Annotated in this window: 13 protein-coding genes, 1 tRNA gene and 2 rRNA genes; 11 read left to right on the forward strand and 5 right to left on the reverse strand. The window is 50.1% G+C overall.

Annotated features, from left to right (window positions below):
* The 6 genes from ACYVAD_RS12740 to ACYVAD_RS12765 form a co-directional block, all read left to right on the forward strand.
* A 23S ribosomal RNA gene (locus ACYVAD_RS12740) occupies window positions 1–170 on the forward strand; the annotation flags it as partial.
* Between the two features lie 134 nt (window positions 171–304).
* Window positions 305–416, forward strand: a 5S ribosomal RNA gene (gene rrf / locus ACYVAD_RS12745).
* Window positions 417–539: 123 nt separating this feature from the next.
* Window positions 540–1,004, forward strand: coding sequence for a (2Fe-2S)-binding protein (locus ACYVAD_RS12750; RefSeq protein ID WP_461139879.1), 465 nt, complete (start codon window positions 540–542; stop codon window positions 1,002–1,004).
* Window positions 1,005–1,006: 2 nt separating this feature from the next.
* On the forward strand, window positions 1,007–3,154 hold the full coding sequence (locus tag ACYVAD_RS12755; protein WP_461139880.1) for a xanthine dehydrogenase family protein molybdopterin-binding subunit: 2,148 nt from the start codon (window positions 1,007–1,009) through the stop codon (window positions 3,152–3,154).
* Between the two features lie 200 nt (window positions 3,155–3,354).
* Entirely contained in the window at window positions 3,355–4,767 is a 1,413-nt protein-coding gene (locus ACYVAD_RS12760) for an MBL fold metallo-hydrolase (protein ID WP_461139881.1), read from the forward strand.
* A 201-nt stretch (window positions 4,768–4,968) separates the two neighbouring features.
* The gene (locus tag ACYVAD_RS12765; protein ID WP_461139882.1) at window positions 4,969–5,775 is read left to right on the forward strand and encodes a M90 family metallopeptidase; all 807 of its coding nucleotides are present in this window, start codon (window positions 4,969–4,971) and stop codon (window positions 5,773–5,775) included.
* Between the two features lie 70 nt (window positions 5,776–5,845).
* Here the strand turns inward: ACYVAD_RS12765 and ACYVAD_RS12770 are convergent.
* From ACYVAD_RS12770 to ACYVAD_RS12785, 4 genes are all read right to left on the reverse strand, one after another.
* Window positions 5,846–5,935: transfer RNA gene (locus tag ACYVAD_RS12770), tRNA-Ser, on the reverse strand.
* A gap of 486 nt (window positions 5,936–6,421) precedes the next feature.
* On the reverse strand, window positions 6,422–6,664 hold the full coding sequence (locus ACYVAD_RS12775) for a hypothetical protein (protein WP_461139883.1): 243 nt from the start codon (window positions 6,662–6,664) through the stop codon (window positions 6,422–6,424).
* Window positions 6,665–6,690: 26 nt separating this feature from the next.
* Entirely contained in the window at window positions 6,691–7,188 is a 498-nt protein-coding gene (locus tag ACYVAD_RS12780) for a hypothetical protein (RefSeq protein WP_461139884.1), read from the reverse strand.
* Window positions 7,189–7,219: 31 nt separating this feature from the next.
* Window positions 7,220–9,646, reverse strand: a complete 2,427-nt coding sequence (locus ACYVAD_RS12785) for a S9 family peptidase (RefSeq protein WP_461139885.1) — start codon at window positions 9,644–9,646, stop codon at window positions 7,220–7,222.
* Window positions 9,647–9,870: 224 nt separating this feature from the next.
* Between ACYVAD_RS12785 and ACYVAD_RS12790 the strand changes: the two genes are divergently transcribed.
* The 3 genes from ACYVAD_RS12790 (at window position 9,871) to ACYVAD_RS12800 (ending at window position 11,878) form a co-directional block, all read left to right on the forward strand.
* Window positions 9,871–10,164 carry a YciI family protein gene (locus ACYVAD_RS12790; RefSeq protein ID WP_461139886.1) on the forward strand — a complete coding sequence of 98 codons (294 nt, stop codon included), beginning with the start codon at window positions 9,871–9,873 and terminating at the stop codon, window positions 10,162–10,164.
* A gap of 188 nt (window positions 10,165–10,352) precedes the next feature.
* Window positions 10,353–11,042 (forward strand): hexitol phosphatase HxpB, encoded by a 690-nt coding sequence (hxpB, locus tag ACYVAD_RS12795; RefSeq protein ID WP_461139887.1) that lies wholly within the window; start codon window positions 10,353–10,355, stop codon window positions 11,040–11,042.
* Between the two features lie 35 nt (window positions 11,043–11,077).
* The gene (locus ACYVAD_RS12800) at window positions 11,078–11,878 is read left to right on the forward strand and encodes a PhzF family phenazine biosynthesis protein (protein WP_461139888.1); all 801 of its coding nucleotides are present in this window, start codon (window positions 11,078–11,080) and stop codon (window positions 11,876–11,878) included.
* A gap of 7 nt (window positions 11,879–11,885) precedes the next feature.
* Here ACYVAD_RS12800 and ACYVAD_RS12805 read toward each other — a convergent pair whose 3' ends face one another.
* Window positions 11,886–12,704, reverse strand: coding sequence for a DUF4198 domain-containing protein (locus ACYVAD_RS12805; protein WP_461139889.1), 819 nt, complete (start codon window positions 12,702–12,704; stop codon window positions 11,886–11,888).
* A 250-nt stretch (window positions 12,705–12,954) separates the two neighbouring features.
* Between ACYVAD_RS12805 and ACYVAD_RS12810 the strand changes: the two genes are divergently transcribed.
* Window positions 12,955–13,407: a GNAT family N-acetyltransferase gene (locus ACYVAD_RS12810; protein WP_461139890.1), complete on the forward strand. Its 453-nt coding sequence runs from the start codon at window positions 12,955–12,957 to the stop codon at window positions 13,405–13,407.
* 47 nt (window positions 13,408–13,454) lie between these two features.
* A complete protein-coding gene (hemW, locus tag ACYVAD_RS12815; protein ID WP_461139891.1) occupies window positions 13,455–14,612 on the forward strand; it encodes a radical SAM family heme chaperone HemW in 1,158 nt (385 codons plus the stop codon).
* Window positions 14,613–14,705 lie beyond the last annotated feature (93 nt).

Consider the following 14,705-nt stretch of genomic DNA (forward strand, 5'->3'; position numbering starts at 1 on the left):
CTACGTGCGGATCAGATAAGCGCTGAAAGCATCTAAGTGCGAAACTGGCCCCGAGATGAGTGTTCCTACATAAGAAGGGTCGTTGGAGACGACAACGTTGATAGGCGGCAGGTGGAGGTGGTGAGAGCCATGGAGCCGAGCCGTACTAATGTGCCCGAGGGCGAGTTGCCATCTATGCGTTATGTTTATGGAAGTTGTGTATGTGTATTTACTCTCTGTGAGGAAAAAGACGAAAGCTATTAAAAGATATTAGTTGTGCCGGCCCTGTTAGGGGTTGGGTAAGCGCAACAGAAGACATACTTAGGTTGGTGTTGTTAAGGCGGGTGATCACCTCTATCCATTTCGAACAGAGCCGTTAAGCCCCGTACTGCCGATGGTACTGCTGTCACAAGCGGGAGAGTAGGAAGGTGCCACCTAAGATTTTGCGAAAGCGGGCGACAGAGCCGATCTCAGACGAGGTCGGCTCTCCGCGTTTATATGGCATACAAATCATTTATCGAAATTTTGTATCTTGCCTCTGCATCTAAACCTGATAATCCATGTCTACTTTCACGCTTCAGATTAACGGCCGGAAATATCCAGCTGACGTTGATCCTGATACTCCTTTATTGTGGGTGTTACGTGACACGCTGGGAATGACCGGTACCAAATACGGTTGTGGTATTGCTCAATGCGGAGCTTGTACAGTCCATATGAATGGAGAAGCGGTACGCGCCTGTGTATTGCCCGTTTCTTCAATCGGGAACGCTAAGATTACAACCATCGAAGGACTGTCTGAAAAAGGAGACCATCCTGTGCAGCAGGCCTGGAATGAAATCGACGTGCCGCAATGCGGTTATTGCCAAGCCGGACAGATTATGACCGCAGCAGCCTTGCTGAAGAAAAATCCTAAGCCAACACTGGCTGATATTGATGCCACTATGTCGGGAAATTTGTGCCGTTGTGGTACCTACCATCGCATTCGTGAAGCTGTGAAAAGTGCTGCCACTAAAACCAAAAAATAGCCATGATGACGTTACCGAAAGAGAGCCGGCGCTCGTTTTTGAAAACTATGGCTGCCGCAGGTGGTGGTTTGATGCTTGGTTTTAACTGGATAGAAGCGGAGGCTGGAGAGACTGCTACGTCGCTAGCGGAAGCAGGTTCAGGCTTTAATAGTTATCTGTCCATAAGCCCCACAGGAACGATTACGATTTTATCCCCTAACCCGGAAGTAGGTCAGGGGATAAAAACCGCGTTTCCTATTGTAGTAGCTGAGGAACTGGATGCGGATTGGAAAAATGTTGTCGTGGAGCAGGCTCCATTGGATACAAAGAAATTCGAGCGACAGGTGGCTGGAGGTAGTGGTTCTATTCCTCACTCTTGGCAACGGCTACGGGTGGCAGGAGCTACGGCTCGCCAAATGCTGATCGGTGCCGCTGCGAAACGCTGGAACGTACCAGTTAGTGAGTGTACAACTGCTGCTGGTTACGTAACACATACAGGCACTAACCGCAAATTAAGTTATGGTGAACTGGCCACTGAAGCGACCCAGATACCCGTACCGACAGATGTCAAGCTGAAAGATCCGAAAGATTTCAAGCTGATCGGACAAACGATCAAAAATGTTGATAATCCGCGAATTATAACTGGTAAGCCACTTTTTGGTCTGGACTTCTACCGGGAAGGGATGTTATTCGCTATGCTGCAACGGCCTGCCTTCGGGTATAAGCTCAAGTCGGTTGATGATAAAGCTGCCAAAGCGATGCCGGGCATTGTTGACGTCGTTACGTTCGATAATAACGTAGCAGTTGTTGGTAAATCGACCTGGCAGGTAAAGAAAGCAAAGGATGCGCTGAAAATAGAATGGGAGAAAGCGGATACGTTAGAGAGCACGGCTGATCATAATCGTCTATTCAAGGAGCTACTGGATAGTTCGGAGGCAACAGTACGCCGAAAAGACGGTGACGTTGAAACGGCGTTCAAAAACGCGGCTAAAGTAGTGAAGGCTGAGTACCAATGCCCGTTTCTGCCTCACAATCCGCTGGAGCCGATGAACTTCTTCGCGCACGTGCGCGAGGACGGTGCCGAACTTGTTGGACCAACACAAACGCCGGAGCTAGCCCGTAATGAAACCGCCAAACTACTCAAAATTTCCCCTGATAAAGTAAGCGTACAGATGACACGCATGGGTGGTGGCTTTGGCCGCCGTCTGAAAGCGGATTACGTAGTTGAAGCCGTGCAGGTGTCGAAACTCGTTAAGGCGCCGGTTAAAGTGATTTGGACTCGAGAGGACGACATGACAGGAGGCAGCTACCGCCCCGCTGTTCGATATCGGTTTGAAGCTGCATTGGACCAACAGGGAAACATGATTGGCTACAAGCTACGTGGAGTAGGTATAAACGCAGGTAATCCAACGCGTGAGGACAACTTCCCAGCTGGAGCAGTTGATAACCTACTGATTGATAGTGTTGATCATAAGTCGCCAATCACGACCGGTCCCTGGCGGGCACCGATTACTAACTTCCTGGCGTTCGCGGAACAGGCTTTTCTCGACGAGGTCGCGCAGGCTGCTGGTAAAGATCCTGTTCAATTCCGAATAGAGTTATTGGATAAAGCGAAACAGAAACCTGTGGGCGCTATCAAGTATGACCTGGATCGAATGAAAGGGGTTATTCAACTTGCCGTCGAAAAATCAGGTTGGGGCAAGAAGAAAGGACCCGATGGGAAACTCATTGCCCAGGGATTTAGTGTGTATTTCTCGCACCGATCTTACGTCGCGCAAGTGGGTGAAGTGGTGGTGAAAAAGGGGAAGCCGGTCATTCAAAAAGTATACTCAGCTGCTGATTGCGGAATCGTGATCAACCAGAGCGGGGCTCGTCAGCAGGTAGCGGGTTGCATCGTGGATGGTATCGGCCATGCTATGTTTGGTAATATTACCTTCAAAGACGGCGTTCCTGAACAGAAGAATTTCAATGAGTTCCGCTTGATTCGGTTGAGTGAGATTCCGGAAGTGGAAGTTCACTTCGTTGATAATGGCATTGAACCTACAGGGTTAGGAGAACCTTCGCTGCCGCCAGCCGCTGCTGCCGTTGCTAATGCCATTTTCAAAGCGACTGGTAAGCGGTTGCGTGACCAGCCTTTCGCGGAACAGGAGGGCTTTAAAGCTATTTCTTAGCTATTCCTTACCAAAATGAGCGAAACGCGACCCGGACAAAATTAATTTTGTCCGGGTCGCGTTTCGCTTTTTAGACAGCGTCACTACACCGTTTACGCCGGTTTGTGCAACTTCGGACGCAAATTGGCTGTTTGAGTGACAGAAGATCCCGACACTGGCTTTTTGGGCCAGTTGTCAGGACTATGATGAATGAAATACGTATGAAAATAGAACAGATTTACACCGGTTGTCTGGCCCAAGGGGCTTATTACATTGAAAGTGCGGGCGAAGTAGCCGTTATTGATCCGCTTCGTGAGGTGCAGCCCTACCTGGATAAAGCAGCCAATGATAAATCGACGATTAAATACGTATTAGAGACTCATTTCCATGCTGATTTTGTATCGGGTCATCTGGATCTGGCGCGGAAAGCTAAGGCAACCATTGTGTATGGACCGAATGCACAGACAGGTTTTGATGCGTACATCGCGAAAGATGGCGAAGAGTTAAAGCTAGGTAACGTAACCATTCGGGTACTGCACACACCGGGTCATACAATGGAATCGAGCTGTTACCTGTTAGTAGACGAGCATGGTAAAGAGAAAGCCCTGTTCAGTGGTGACACGTTATTTATCGGTGACGTTGGCCGGCCGGATCTGGCTCAGAAATCAGACCTGACGATGGATGACTTAGCAGGTTATCTATTCGATTCCCTGCGTAATAAAATCATGCCACTGCCTGACAGTATGATAGTCTATCCGGCTCATGGAGCGGGTTCGGCCTGTGGGAAGAACATGAGCAAGGAAACAACAGATACGCTGGGGAATCAGAAACTATTCAACTACGCACTACGGGCGTCTATGAGCCGGGATGAGTTCATCCGGGAAGTGACAGATGGGCTACTGGCTCCGCCGAAATATTTCCCGCAGAACGTACAACTCAATAAACAGGGCTATGAAAGCATTGATACGGTTCTGAACCGGGGCGCTCAGCCGCTAGCGCCCGACGCATTTGAAGCAGCCGCCAACGAAACGGGAGCCGTGGTACTGGATGTTCGGGCAGCACAAGAGTTTACCAAAGGTTTTATTCCAAAAGCGATTAATATTGGTCTGGGTGGCCAGTTCGCTCCCTGGGTTGGCGCTTTGATTCCGGACATAAAGCAAGAGATCTTACTCGTTTGTCAACCCGGTACCGAACAGGAAACGCTGACCCGACTGGCACGGGTCGGCTATGATCAGGTGCTGGGCTATTTGAAGGGTGGTTTTGAAGCCTGGGCGACTAGCGGAAAGGAAGTTGATACGATTTCGTCAATCTCGGCCGATGTATTAGCCGATCGGGTAGAAACGGAGAAAGTTACAATTGTTGATGTTAGGAAACCCGGTGAATTCGAGGCTGAGCATGTCGACGGAGCTGTCAATATCCCGCTGGATTACATCAATGAGCGTATGGCAGAGTTTCCGAAAAATGAAACAGTATACATTCATTGTGCAGGCGGTTATCGGTCTATGGTAGCTGCCTCAATACTGAAAGCGCGGGGATATGAAAACGTAGTCGATGTTGCGGGTGGATTTAGCGCTATTCAGAAAACGAATCGTATTACCACGACTAATTACGTATGTCCAAGTACGTTACGTTAGTTATACTTTAGCAGTATAGAGCGTAGTGGTGAAAAAGGGCCGGGGCAAATGTTGCCCGGCCCTTTTTGGTATCCGCTCCAACGTCCGTCCGCAGGAAGGGGCCAAAGCTTAGCCGTTTTAGGAACGCTTTATGAATGACCAGGAAAGCAAAACCATCCTATAGAACTGACCGTTTGTCCATAACAGTAGTAAGTAAAGAAAATGCTAATCGTATCAATTATTGTAATTCTTCTCATAGGCGGTCTGATCTGGCAATACGTCCGTCAGGGGCAGACCGTCAAGGAGCCGGATCAGCTTCCTAGTACGGACAGTCAGTTGCTGCAGGAACACGTAGCGTACTATCGCTCATTGCCTGACGATAAAAAGAAACTATTTGAGGACCGGGTAAGTCATTTTTTGCAGCATACTCAAATTGACGGGGTCGGAACGACCGTTGATGAAATAGATAAATTGCTGGTCGCCAGCAGCGCTGTAATTCCTATTTTCGGTTTTGAGGGCTGGTACTATTATCAGTTGACTAACGTTTTGTTATACGACGATCGCTTCAACGAAAATTACGAAACCACGGGCGAGAACCGAACGATTCTGGGTATGGTAGGTGAAGGGGGCGCTTTACAAAGCACAATGGTGTTGTCGAAGCCCGCTCTACACGACGGGTTTGCCAATGAAAACAGCAAATCGAACACGGGTATCCACGAGTTTGTCCATTTGCTCGACAAAGCTGATGGGGCAACGGACGGTCTGCCTGAATACTTGCTTGACAAAGGACACGTAAAGCCCTGGGTGCAACTCATTCACCGGAGTATTCAGGAAATTAAGGAAAATCAGTCGGATATCAATCCGTATGGAATGACTAACGAGGCTGAGTTTTTTGCGGTAGTATCCGAATATTTTTTCAAGCGTCCTGACTTGCTGCAACAAAAACATCCGGATTTATTTTCCCGGCTGGAGGAGATCTTCCATCAGAATCCAGCCGAACCGGATAAAGAGGTTGAAAGCGCGCTATAGTCTGTAGCGAAAGCAGGTAAAAAGAAGAACGGGTCTTATTAAGCTGAATGTCAGTTTAATAAGACCCGTTTGGCAGAGAGCGAGGGATTCGAACCCCCGGTACCCTTGCGAGTACTTCTGATTTCGAATCAGACCCGTTCGACCACTCCGGCAGCTCTCTAATCAATGAGAAAGGTATTCCTTTTTCATTTTGGTGGCACAAAAGTAAGAGTTTCTTTGAGCTTTTCAAACGCCTGTGAAATATACTTATACCCCATTTGTACGGCAATGGGGTATAAGTAACCAGTGTCTGAAAGGCGATATATCAAAAGTGAAAAATATATCAATAATTTATCGCTTATTAATAAGTTTTTTTATGAATCAGAAAACTAGAAATTGATAATGTTCGTAAATTGAGAACAAATATTAGTTACAAAATGCGCGAAACTACTATAGCAACAAAGGAAATGGTAAAGCAAATGTTAACCCTAAATCGGGTTCTTGAAATTGCCAAAGCGTTGCATGCTAGTGGATTAGACCAGGATAAAGCAATTCGCTTAGCTTCGATTGGGTGGAATCCTACGCAGCGACTTAACTAGAACAGTATAAACGTAACGGGCCAGTCATGTACATGACTGGCCCGTTACGTTTATACCATTTTGCGAGCTTATTCGTCGCCATCGCCCCGGACTATAACTAGGGCCTGGTCGATTAATTCGTCGTCAACACCGTCAATAAGCAAGTTGTCGTTAGCAATATCGCTCACGATGGTAACCTTGGAAAGATCAATGGCTGGCTCCAGTTGCAGGAAAGCATCCCGGAATTGTTGCTCAATTTGCCGGTCCTGCGCTTTGTTTGCTTCGTCCTCCAGTTGACGAGCTAGTTCTTCGGGGGATAAATCAGAATTCATATTGTTATAAGGTCTAAAACAGCAACCTATTGCTGTTTCGTGTATGTAATTGTTCCGTTGATGCTATTGGCCAGCCGTTGCGCGTAGTCGCTCATGTAGTCAAACCCGATTCGCATCGGCGTTTCTTTATCTCCGCTGTTTGTAATAACCGCAGGCTTTGCGGGTTGCCGCGAGGAGGTTTTCTGCGTAGGCTCCATAAAGCCCATGATCTGCACCGCTCCCTTGATGACCGATACAACCAGGTAAGGAAACATGGTTGCTTTGTCGATTTGGCGAACTTGAGTCTGCAGCGACATTCGATCGCCGTCGGCTTTACTGATGGCGAAGCCAGATTCGATCAGCACCTGACCCGCTCTCAGATAAAGCAGGCTATCGGGCATTGATGAGCCAACTCGAATTAGATTATCGCCCGTTTCCGGAATGGCAAGTGCACTGGCCGATTGGGGCGAAGTCGTCTGGGCGTGTAGTCCCGAACAGATCAGGGCCAGCACTAGTGTACAGAAAAATGAGCGAAAAGTGGTCATGCGTTGTACAACCCAAAATCTACCTTAACGGTTATAGTCGTTCGTCAAATAGCTTCAGAATCCGTTTGTATTCATCCATCCAGCTCGTTGGTTCCACAAAGCCGTGGTCCTCGACGGGGTACGAGGCCAGCTCCCAGTTTTCTTTCCGTAACTCAATCAGTCGCTGAGCCAGCCGGACGGCATCCTGGTAATGAACGTTTACGTCGACCATGCCGTGGCAGATAAGCAGATGGCCTTTTAACCCTTCTGCAAAGTTGATGGGTGACGAGCGACGATATGACAGTGAATCGGCCTGGGGTTCGTTCAGAATGTTGGCCGTGTAGCCGTGGTTGTAGGCTGCCCAGTCGGTAACGGGGCGCAGTGCTGCTCCGGCGGCAAACACATCCGGGGTAGTAAACATCGCCATCAACGTAATGAAACCGCCATATGAACCACCGTAGATACCGATGCTTTTTTCGTTCACCCCCTGCGTCTGCACGAGCCATTTGGCTGCGTCAACGTGATCGTCCAGATCCTTACCGCCCATATGCCGGTAAATGCCCGTACGCCAGTCGCGCCCGTAGCCGGCACTGGCCCGGTAGTCAATATCCAGGACGGTATACCCTTTATCGACCAACAGATTGTGAAACATGTACTCGCGGAAATACTGACTCCACCATTTGTGAGCATTTTGCAGATACCCAGCCCCGTGCACAAACACGACCGCTTTGCCAGTAGCTTTAACCGGCGCATCAGAAGCCGGTTTGTAAAGACGGGCGTAGATGGGCTGACCGTCGCGCGAAGGAATCGTAACGAAGGCCGGTTCGCGCCAGGGGTACGCTTTGAACGCATCGGTAGGTGAGTCCGTTAATTTGACGGCTGTTAACGTGGCACTGCCTTTTTTACTCGTCGTTGGCACATCCACTACGTAAAGCTCCCAGGGTTTGTTACTGGTTGAATACCGGATCGCCATCCGGGTCTCGTCAGGCGATAACGTTACGTCATTCGCCCCCGGCATTGTCGTCAAACGCGTTCGCTCGCCACCCGTAACCGGCATCCGGTAAAAGTGTTGTTCGCCAGGATGAATTTCATTCGTTTGCAGGAAGAAGTGCGTTTTGTCCTTCGAGAGTTGCACTTGCTGTACTTCGAATTTCCCTTTGGTCAGCTGCTTTTTCGAACCACCCGTTTGTACATTGATGGTGTAGATATGCGAATAGCCATCGGCTTCCGACTGAAACCAGAGCGTTTGGTTGTCGTTCAGGAAGTTCATATTGCCAGGCGAAAAACCGGAACCCACCCCTGGCCCTCCTACCCAGGAGTCTTCGTGCTGGCGATCGAGCAGGGTGAGTTTGGGGGCTGCATCGCCCAGGTCCAGCCGCATAATCCAGCGGTCTTTGTTGTCCAGCGATCGTACGACAATAACGGCCAACTTGCCGTCGTCGGACCAGACCGGTCCACTGATCGTGACGGGCCGAGCTTTCTTGGTCGTGTCGGCCTTGGCACCTTTAGGCGTTGGCAGATCCGCCTGTTTGTCATAGATACCGGGAATGCTCTTAGTGCCAACGGTCCAGACCGTGTCCTTCTGAATGTCGTACACCATAAATTCCTGGCTCATCATGGGTGCGCCCACTTTAGTCCGTCCCGAAATATCCTCGGTGTACCCCGATTCGGTTACGTAGTTTGGCACGATGGTATTTTTGGCGTTAGGGGCACTTTTCCCCACCTTATACGTAACGTAGCGGCCGTTGGGACTGAGCTGGGCCGTCATCAGCCGTTTGTCATCCAGGTAAATTTCTTTGGGACGTTTTGGCCGGTTGGCTTTGTTGATCCGCTCGCTTTCGTCTTTCTTTTCCTTACGTTCCCGAAGAACCGTCGACAGGCGCAACTGATCGGCCTTTAGGAACTTTTCTTCGTCGGTTGCTTTGGGATCTGGCTTTTTGCTGCTAGGTCTAAAATCGGTTAGCTGGGTTAGCTCGCCGGTTTGCAGGTCAAATTTGTAGAGGTTTGAGCCACCCCGGCGAAACACGACGCCTTTCTCATCGCCCGTAAAAAGCGGATCACTTTCCGGGTCGACCGTGTTTGTCAGTTGACGAACGCGGCCGGTTTTGACGTCGAGCCAAAAAATATCCCCGTTTTTCTCGAACAGGCGCTGCGTGTAAGCTTTGTTGTACGCTTCAACGGGCGCCGTGGGTAACGACTGCCGTTCGGCGGCACTGACCTTGACGGGCTTAGCGGGCGTTTTTCCCGCCAGAGAAACTTTGTACAGCGAATCGCCCAAGGCGCGTTCTGGATTCCAGTTAAAGTAAATCGTTCTGGAATCATCCGACCAGTAGGGATTTGTGGGGGAGGTACCGACCCAGGTTTTCGGATCCTGCATGATCGTTTCGATCGTTAGGGTTGGTCGCGCCGTCGGTTTAGGGGCAGGCTGGGCCAGCGCCTGAGTCGCTAGCAGGCTAAGCAGCCAGAAAGGTGTTTTCATCAATCACTGGTTGTTATTCAAGCCCTCAAATTAATGAGAAATGAGCGAAAACGGGCAATCCAGCGGAGGAGATGAGGGAGCAGAACATGGGTATTGACTAGGAGTAAAGAGAAAAAATGAATAGATACAACCTCAGACCTGCTGTAGACTTTATAAGAAAGACCGCTGGTATTGGGAGGAAACGAGTGAAAAAAGTATCTTGCCCTGTTAATTCCCGTGTATAGATGCAGTACGTCGTTTACGCTTATGATTACACCGATGCGGAAGCCCTGAATCGCCGAATGGCAGTTCGCCCCGCTCACCTGGACTATGTCCGGCAACTGAAGGCCGATGGACACTTTCTGCTGGGAGGAGCGTTGCTCAATGATGCGGGCGAGATGATTGGCTCGATGCTCGTGCTGGATCTGGAATCAGAAGCGCAGCTAACCAATTACTTACAAACAGATCCTTACCTTGTTGAAGGTGTATGGGATAAGAGTAAGCTGACCGTCAAACCTTTTCGCCCGGCAGTTGTATGAACTATCGACGGTTAGAGCTCGGCTTACTGATGGGATTAATTGTACTGTCTCTGATTGCCTGTCAGAGCCAAACAAAGCCAGCGGAACAACAAACAAACTTACGACCGGATACGACTGTCTTCGATGACGATACCCTGGAGGGAGCCATCAGCGATTCGTTACGGCCCAAAAACATTAAAAACTGACTTTTGATACACGCAGCAATATTTGACATGGATGGGCTACTAGTGGACTCTGAACCCCACTGGCGAGCTGTTGAACGCGAAGTTTTTGGATCGGTGGGCCTGATGCTAACCGACGATGAATGTAAGAAAACAACGGGGATGCCAATTCTGGATGTAGTCCGTTATTGGCACGCCCGCGCTCCCTGGACGGAAGAAGCCGCCGGTGGACGCAGTGATGAAAATCTGGCGGATGAAATGACTGAAGCAGTACACAAACGTATTGCACTCATGGCTGAGCCCATGCCGGGAGCGATTGATGCGTTGGCGTTTTTTGCGCAACAGGGCCTGCCTACGGCTATTGCCTCGGCTTCGCCCATGAGTTTAATTGAAGTGGTGGTGGATCGGCTGCAACTGCGTCCGTATCTGACTCTCTGGCATTCAGCGACCCTCGAAGCACGTAATAAACCCGCGCCCGATGTATACCTGGGTGCGGCTCGAAAATTGGGGGTAGATCCTGCCAACTGCGTCGCGTTTGAAGATTCAGGCTCGGGACTACGGTCGGCGCATTCAGCAGGAATGCGTACCATCGCCGTTCCGGCTGCCTTTGAAGCGCAGGAACCCAAATTTGAGATTGCTGACATAATTTTATCGTCGCTGACCGAGTTCTCGCAGGCTACGCTTGCGATGCTTCAGCAACCCGAAGTGCATTCCTAAACCATTCTTGATACGTAAGTTTATTGTAAATCTGTATGCGTCTCTACCAACTTGATGCGTTCACTGACCAGCTGTATGCTGGTAATCCTGCTGCCGTTATGCCATTAGCCGAATGGCTACCCGATGGGCAAATGCAGCAGATTGCCGCTGAAAACAACCTGGCTGAAACCGCTTTTTACGTCAAAACCGACGGCGATGCCCACTACCATATCCGTTGGTTTACGCCTACGGTAGAAGTAGATCTGTGCGGCCATGCTACGCTGGCTGCCGGCTATGTCGTTTTTTTCCTGGAGGATAAACCCGAAGCCGACGAAATTCACTTTGATTCGCGGAGCGGGATGTTAAAAGTATGCAAAGGCCAGGATGGCTGGTTAACGCTCGATTTTCCGGTTGATGTTGTTCAGAGGGCCAACCTACAGCCGCCCGCCTTGCTAAGTAGCCTGGACGAAAAACCGCTCGAAGTCTACAAGGGTAAGACGGATTACCTGCTTATTTACGAAACGCAGGCGCAGATTGAGGCTCTGGAACCCGACTTCCGGGAGATGAGCACCGTTCCAGCCAGAGGAGTTATCGTAACCGCGCCCGCTGATGCTGAGTCAGGAGTTGACTTCGTATCCCGCTTTTTTGGGCCACAATCGGGCATTGATGAAGATCCTGTTACGGGCTCGGCCCACACAACTTTAGTACCTTACTGGGCGGAAAGGCTGGAAAAGAACGAACTGGTAGCCCGCCAGCTATCGACACGGGGCGGTTACCTGCGTTGTAAACTCAACGGTGATCGGGTTGATATTGCCGGTCAGGTGAAGCTGTACATGACCGGCGACATCGTCGATTAATACCGTATTATCGGCAGCCAAACGTTAGACTGCCCCAGTAACTATGCCAGTCAGCAGGGCTGGGTTTTGTTGTATCGGTACGCACGTAAGGAATCATATGGACCAAACTGACCATATTGTTGCCTGCCCGTAACCGGAATCGAACCCGGCCCTGTCCATCTGAGCGCTGCCGTTCCTGCGCAAGTGGATTGGAGCCGTTGCGATTCCAGTAGCGGACCAAGGCTTTGGGAAGCGGTTTATTTTCATATAACACTTGAAAGGTCGCAATTTGACCGGGGCGTTGGTCATACGGATTCTGAGCCGGGATAATCTCTAGCGGCATCCCCGTATTTTCGACGAACGTGTTATCAGGTTTATCGCCTACCTGAATCAGCGTTTTAACGCAACGCTGGTACATTTCCCGGCTGGGCTTGCTAGCCGCACCCTGCTGTTGACGGGCACTGATGACGTTATCCAGTCCATCCTCTTTCAAATAGAGCAGAAAACTATCGGCTCGCATCGCCAGGAACGCTGGAGTGTTGGAAAAGCTGATTAGATGAGTGCCCACCGCCGTGAACGATACAGGCAAGGTTCCGTACGTATCGCCGGTTAAGGTAGGGGACAGGTCAGTCGTGCCGGTGGCAGACTGGTGCTTATACTGCAGGATTCTCTCTTTTTTGCCGTTCGATTGCTCGCCCGAGAAGTCTTCACCAACTAATGCCTGGATGGTAAGTTTATCGCCTACATTGGCGAAGAACCGATTGGGTTGTAGCCAGAACTCGTGCGCCAGCACAGCGCCAACGCCAATTAGCAAAAAAAGCGCAGTCGTAAAAAAAATCTTTATCATATTTATTTGTATTAATTCTAAACAAGCTTAATTTTGTTCTAGATAATCGGTAAACAATGACGGTTGAGTTCAATATTCAGGAAGAAGTCACTAACACTTTCGCCGTAAAACAGCCAGGCCAAACGAATGTTTTTGTTGGACAGGAGTGTGTACTGAAAAAGTGTTGCAAGAAGTACAAAAAGGGCAAGCGTTGTAAGAAATGCCCGGATTGAGTGCCTTATTGTGAGGTAAAATAGTTCATCTTCGCGGGATGGAAATACGCTACGAACGACATCCCGCACTACCTGATGAGCCGCAGTTAGCCGCTCTGGTTGACCTGCTGGCTGTCATCTTTCCCAACGAATCCCCGGAAGCAACGCGCGAGAAATTACATTTTCAAAACGCGCATACGCCTGTTGTTACGCAACTGGCTTACCTGGGTGACGGACTAGTTGGTTGTAAACTAGGCTATCGCCGAAAACCGACTCATTTTTATAGCTGGCTGGGTGGGGTTCATCCTGACTTTCGCCAGCGTGGTATCGCTGCCGGGTTGATGCAGCAACAGCACGATTGGTGTCGTGAACAGGGATACAAAAGCATTCGAACCCAGACCTACAATACCTGGCGATCGATGCTCATTCTGAACATCAAATCTGGCTTCGACATTATTGGTACCGTGCAGGGAAAACACGGGCTTACGATTGTACTTGAAAAACGCCTGTAAGGAAGCCCGTTGGAACCCACGACCCGTTTCGGTTGTCATACCGATAGATGCATCTTTATCTTCACATCCCCTTTTGCCGCCAGGCCTGTCACTACTGCGATTTTCATTTCAGCACCAATCTGAGTCAGAAGTCGGCGCTGGTTGATGCCCTCTGCGCTGAAATGGCGTTGCAGCAGGACTATCTGCCCGGTAAAACGCTGGAAACGATTTATTTCGGTGGAGGAACGCCATCGCTGCTGACGGAATCTGAGCTGGAGCGTCTGTTTGAAACGATTCATACGCACTTCACCGTTTCGCCCACTGCTGAAATTACGCTCGAAGCCAACCCCGACGATTTGAACGACAAGGCCACCGTGGGACGCCCTGCCGAGGGCCGATCGAAACTGGCTACGTTACGTCAATACGTTAACCGATTGAGCATTGGCATTCAAACGTTTGACGAAGAAACGCTCCGCTGGATGAACCGGGCACATACCGCTACAGAGGCCGAAACTTGCGTCTGGCAGGCGCGGGAAGCAGGTTTCGAGAACATGAGTGTGGATCTGATCTACGGAATCCCGAATCGCAGTTCCGAACGTTGGTCGGCTGACTTGTACAACGTGCTGGCGCTGGACGTACCGCACCTGTCAGCCTACGCCCTGACCATTGAACCCGATACAGCGTTTGGCCGGTGGCAGCAAAAAGGGAAACTACAACCAGCCGATGAAAATCTGGCTGCCGAGCAGTTTGAAGAACTAGTGAAGGCGCTGACGGATCATGGTTACGAGCATTACGAAATATCCAACTTTGCCAAACCTGGTCACTACGCCCGGCACAATACGGCGTACTGGCAGCGCAAACCGTATCTGGGTATTGGGCCGAGTGCGCACTCGTATAACGGGACTAGCCGGCAGTACAACATCGCTAATAACGCCCGTTACGTTGCGGCTATCCAGCAAGGGCAACTACCCGTAACGGTGGAGCAACTGACTACCGCCGACCAGGTAAACGAGTATCTGCTAACGGGGCTACGGACAAAGTGGGGCTGCTCGCTCACGGAGTTGACAGCGTTATTAGGCGCTGACTTTGCCAAACAGCAGGCCCGTGATCTGGCCGAAGTCTACGATGCGGGCTGGCTGATGCGGGACAAGGATCAACTGCGGCTGACCGAAGCGGGCAAACTGTTTGCCGACCGCGTGGCAGCGACGCTGTTTATTGAGGAATGACGTGAAAGAAACCGCTTGGTAGTCTTACTGTACTAATCGTCGGATTTGTTAGTTTAGGATAAAATACCTCATTTTCGCGTCCTAAATTCGTTT

The sequence above is a fragment of the Spirosoma pomorum genome, assembly GCF_054776615.1.

What these genes read in the sequence shown, in the direction of transcription:
- ACYVAD_RS12775 (WP_461139883.1), bottom strand. Translation starts at nt 6,664, where the DNA reads ATGAATTCTGATTTATCCCCCGAAGAACTAGCTCGTCAACTGGAGGAC.
- ACYVAD_RS12750 (WP_461139879.1), top strand. Translation starts at nt 540, where the DNA reads ATGTCTACTTTCACGCTTCAGATTAACGGCCGGAAATATCCAGCTGAC.
- ACYVAD_RS12800 (WP_461139888.1), top strand. Translation starts at nt 11,078, where the DNA reads ATGCGTCTCTACCAACTTGATGCGTTCACTGACCAGCTGTATGCTGGT.
- ACYVAD_RS12785 (WP_461139885.1), bottom strand. Translation starts at nt 9,646, where the DNA reads ATGAAAACACCTTTCTGGCTGCTTAGCCTGCTAGCGACTCAGGCGCTG.
- ACYVAD_RS12810 (WP_461139890.1), top strand. Translation starts at nt 12,955, where the DNA reads ATGGAAATACGCTACGAACGACATCCCGCACTACCTGATGAGCCGCAG.
- ACYVAD_RS12790 (WP_461139886.1), top strand. Translation starts at nt 9,871, where the DNA reads ATGCAGTACGTCGTTTACGCTTATGATTACACCGATGCGGAAGCCCTG.
- ACYVAD_RS12780 (WP_461139884.1), bottom strand. Translation starts at nt 7,188, where the DNA reads ATGACCACTTTTCGCTCATTTTTCTGTACACTAGTGCTGGCCCTGATC.
- ACYVAD_RS12805 (WP_461139889.1), bottom strand. Translation starts at nt 12,704, where the DNA reads ATGATAAAGATTTTTTTTACGACTGCGCTTTTTTTGCTAATTGGCGTT.
- hemW (WP_461139891.1), top strand. Translation starts at nt 13,455, where the DNA reads ATGCATCTTTATCTTCACATCCCCTTTTGCCGCCAGGCCTGTCACTAC.
- ACYVAD_RS12760 (WP_461139881.1), top strand. Translation starts at nt 3,355, where the DNA reads ATGAAAATAGAACAGATTTACACCGGTTGTCTGGCCCAAGGGGCTTAT.
- ACYVAD_RS12765 (WP_461139882.1), top strand. Translation starts at nt 4,969, where the DNA reads ATGCTAATCGTATCAATTATTGTAATTCTTCTCATAGGCGGTCTGATC.
- ACYVAD_RS12755 (WP_461139880.1), top strand. Translation starts at nt 1,007, where the DNA reads ATGATGACGTTACCGAAAGAGAGCCGGCGCTCGTTTTTGAAAACTATG.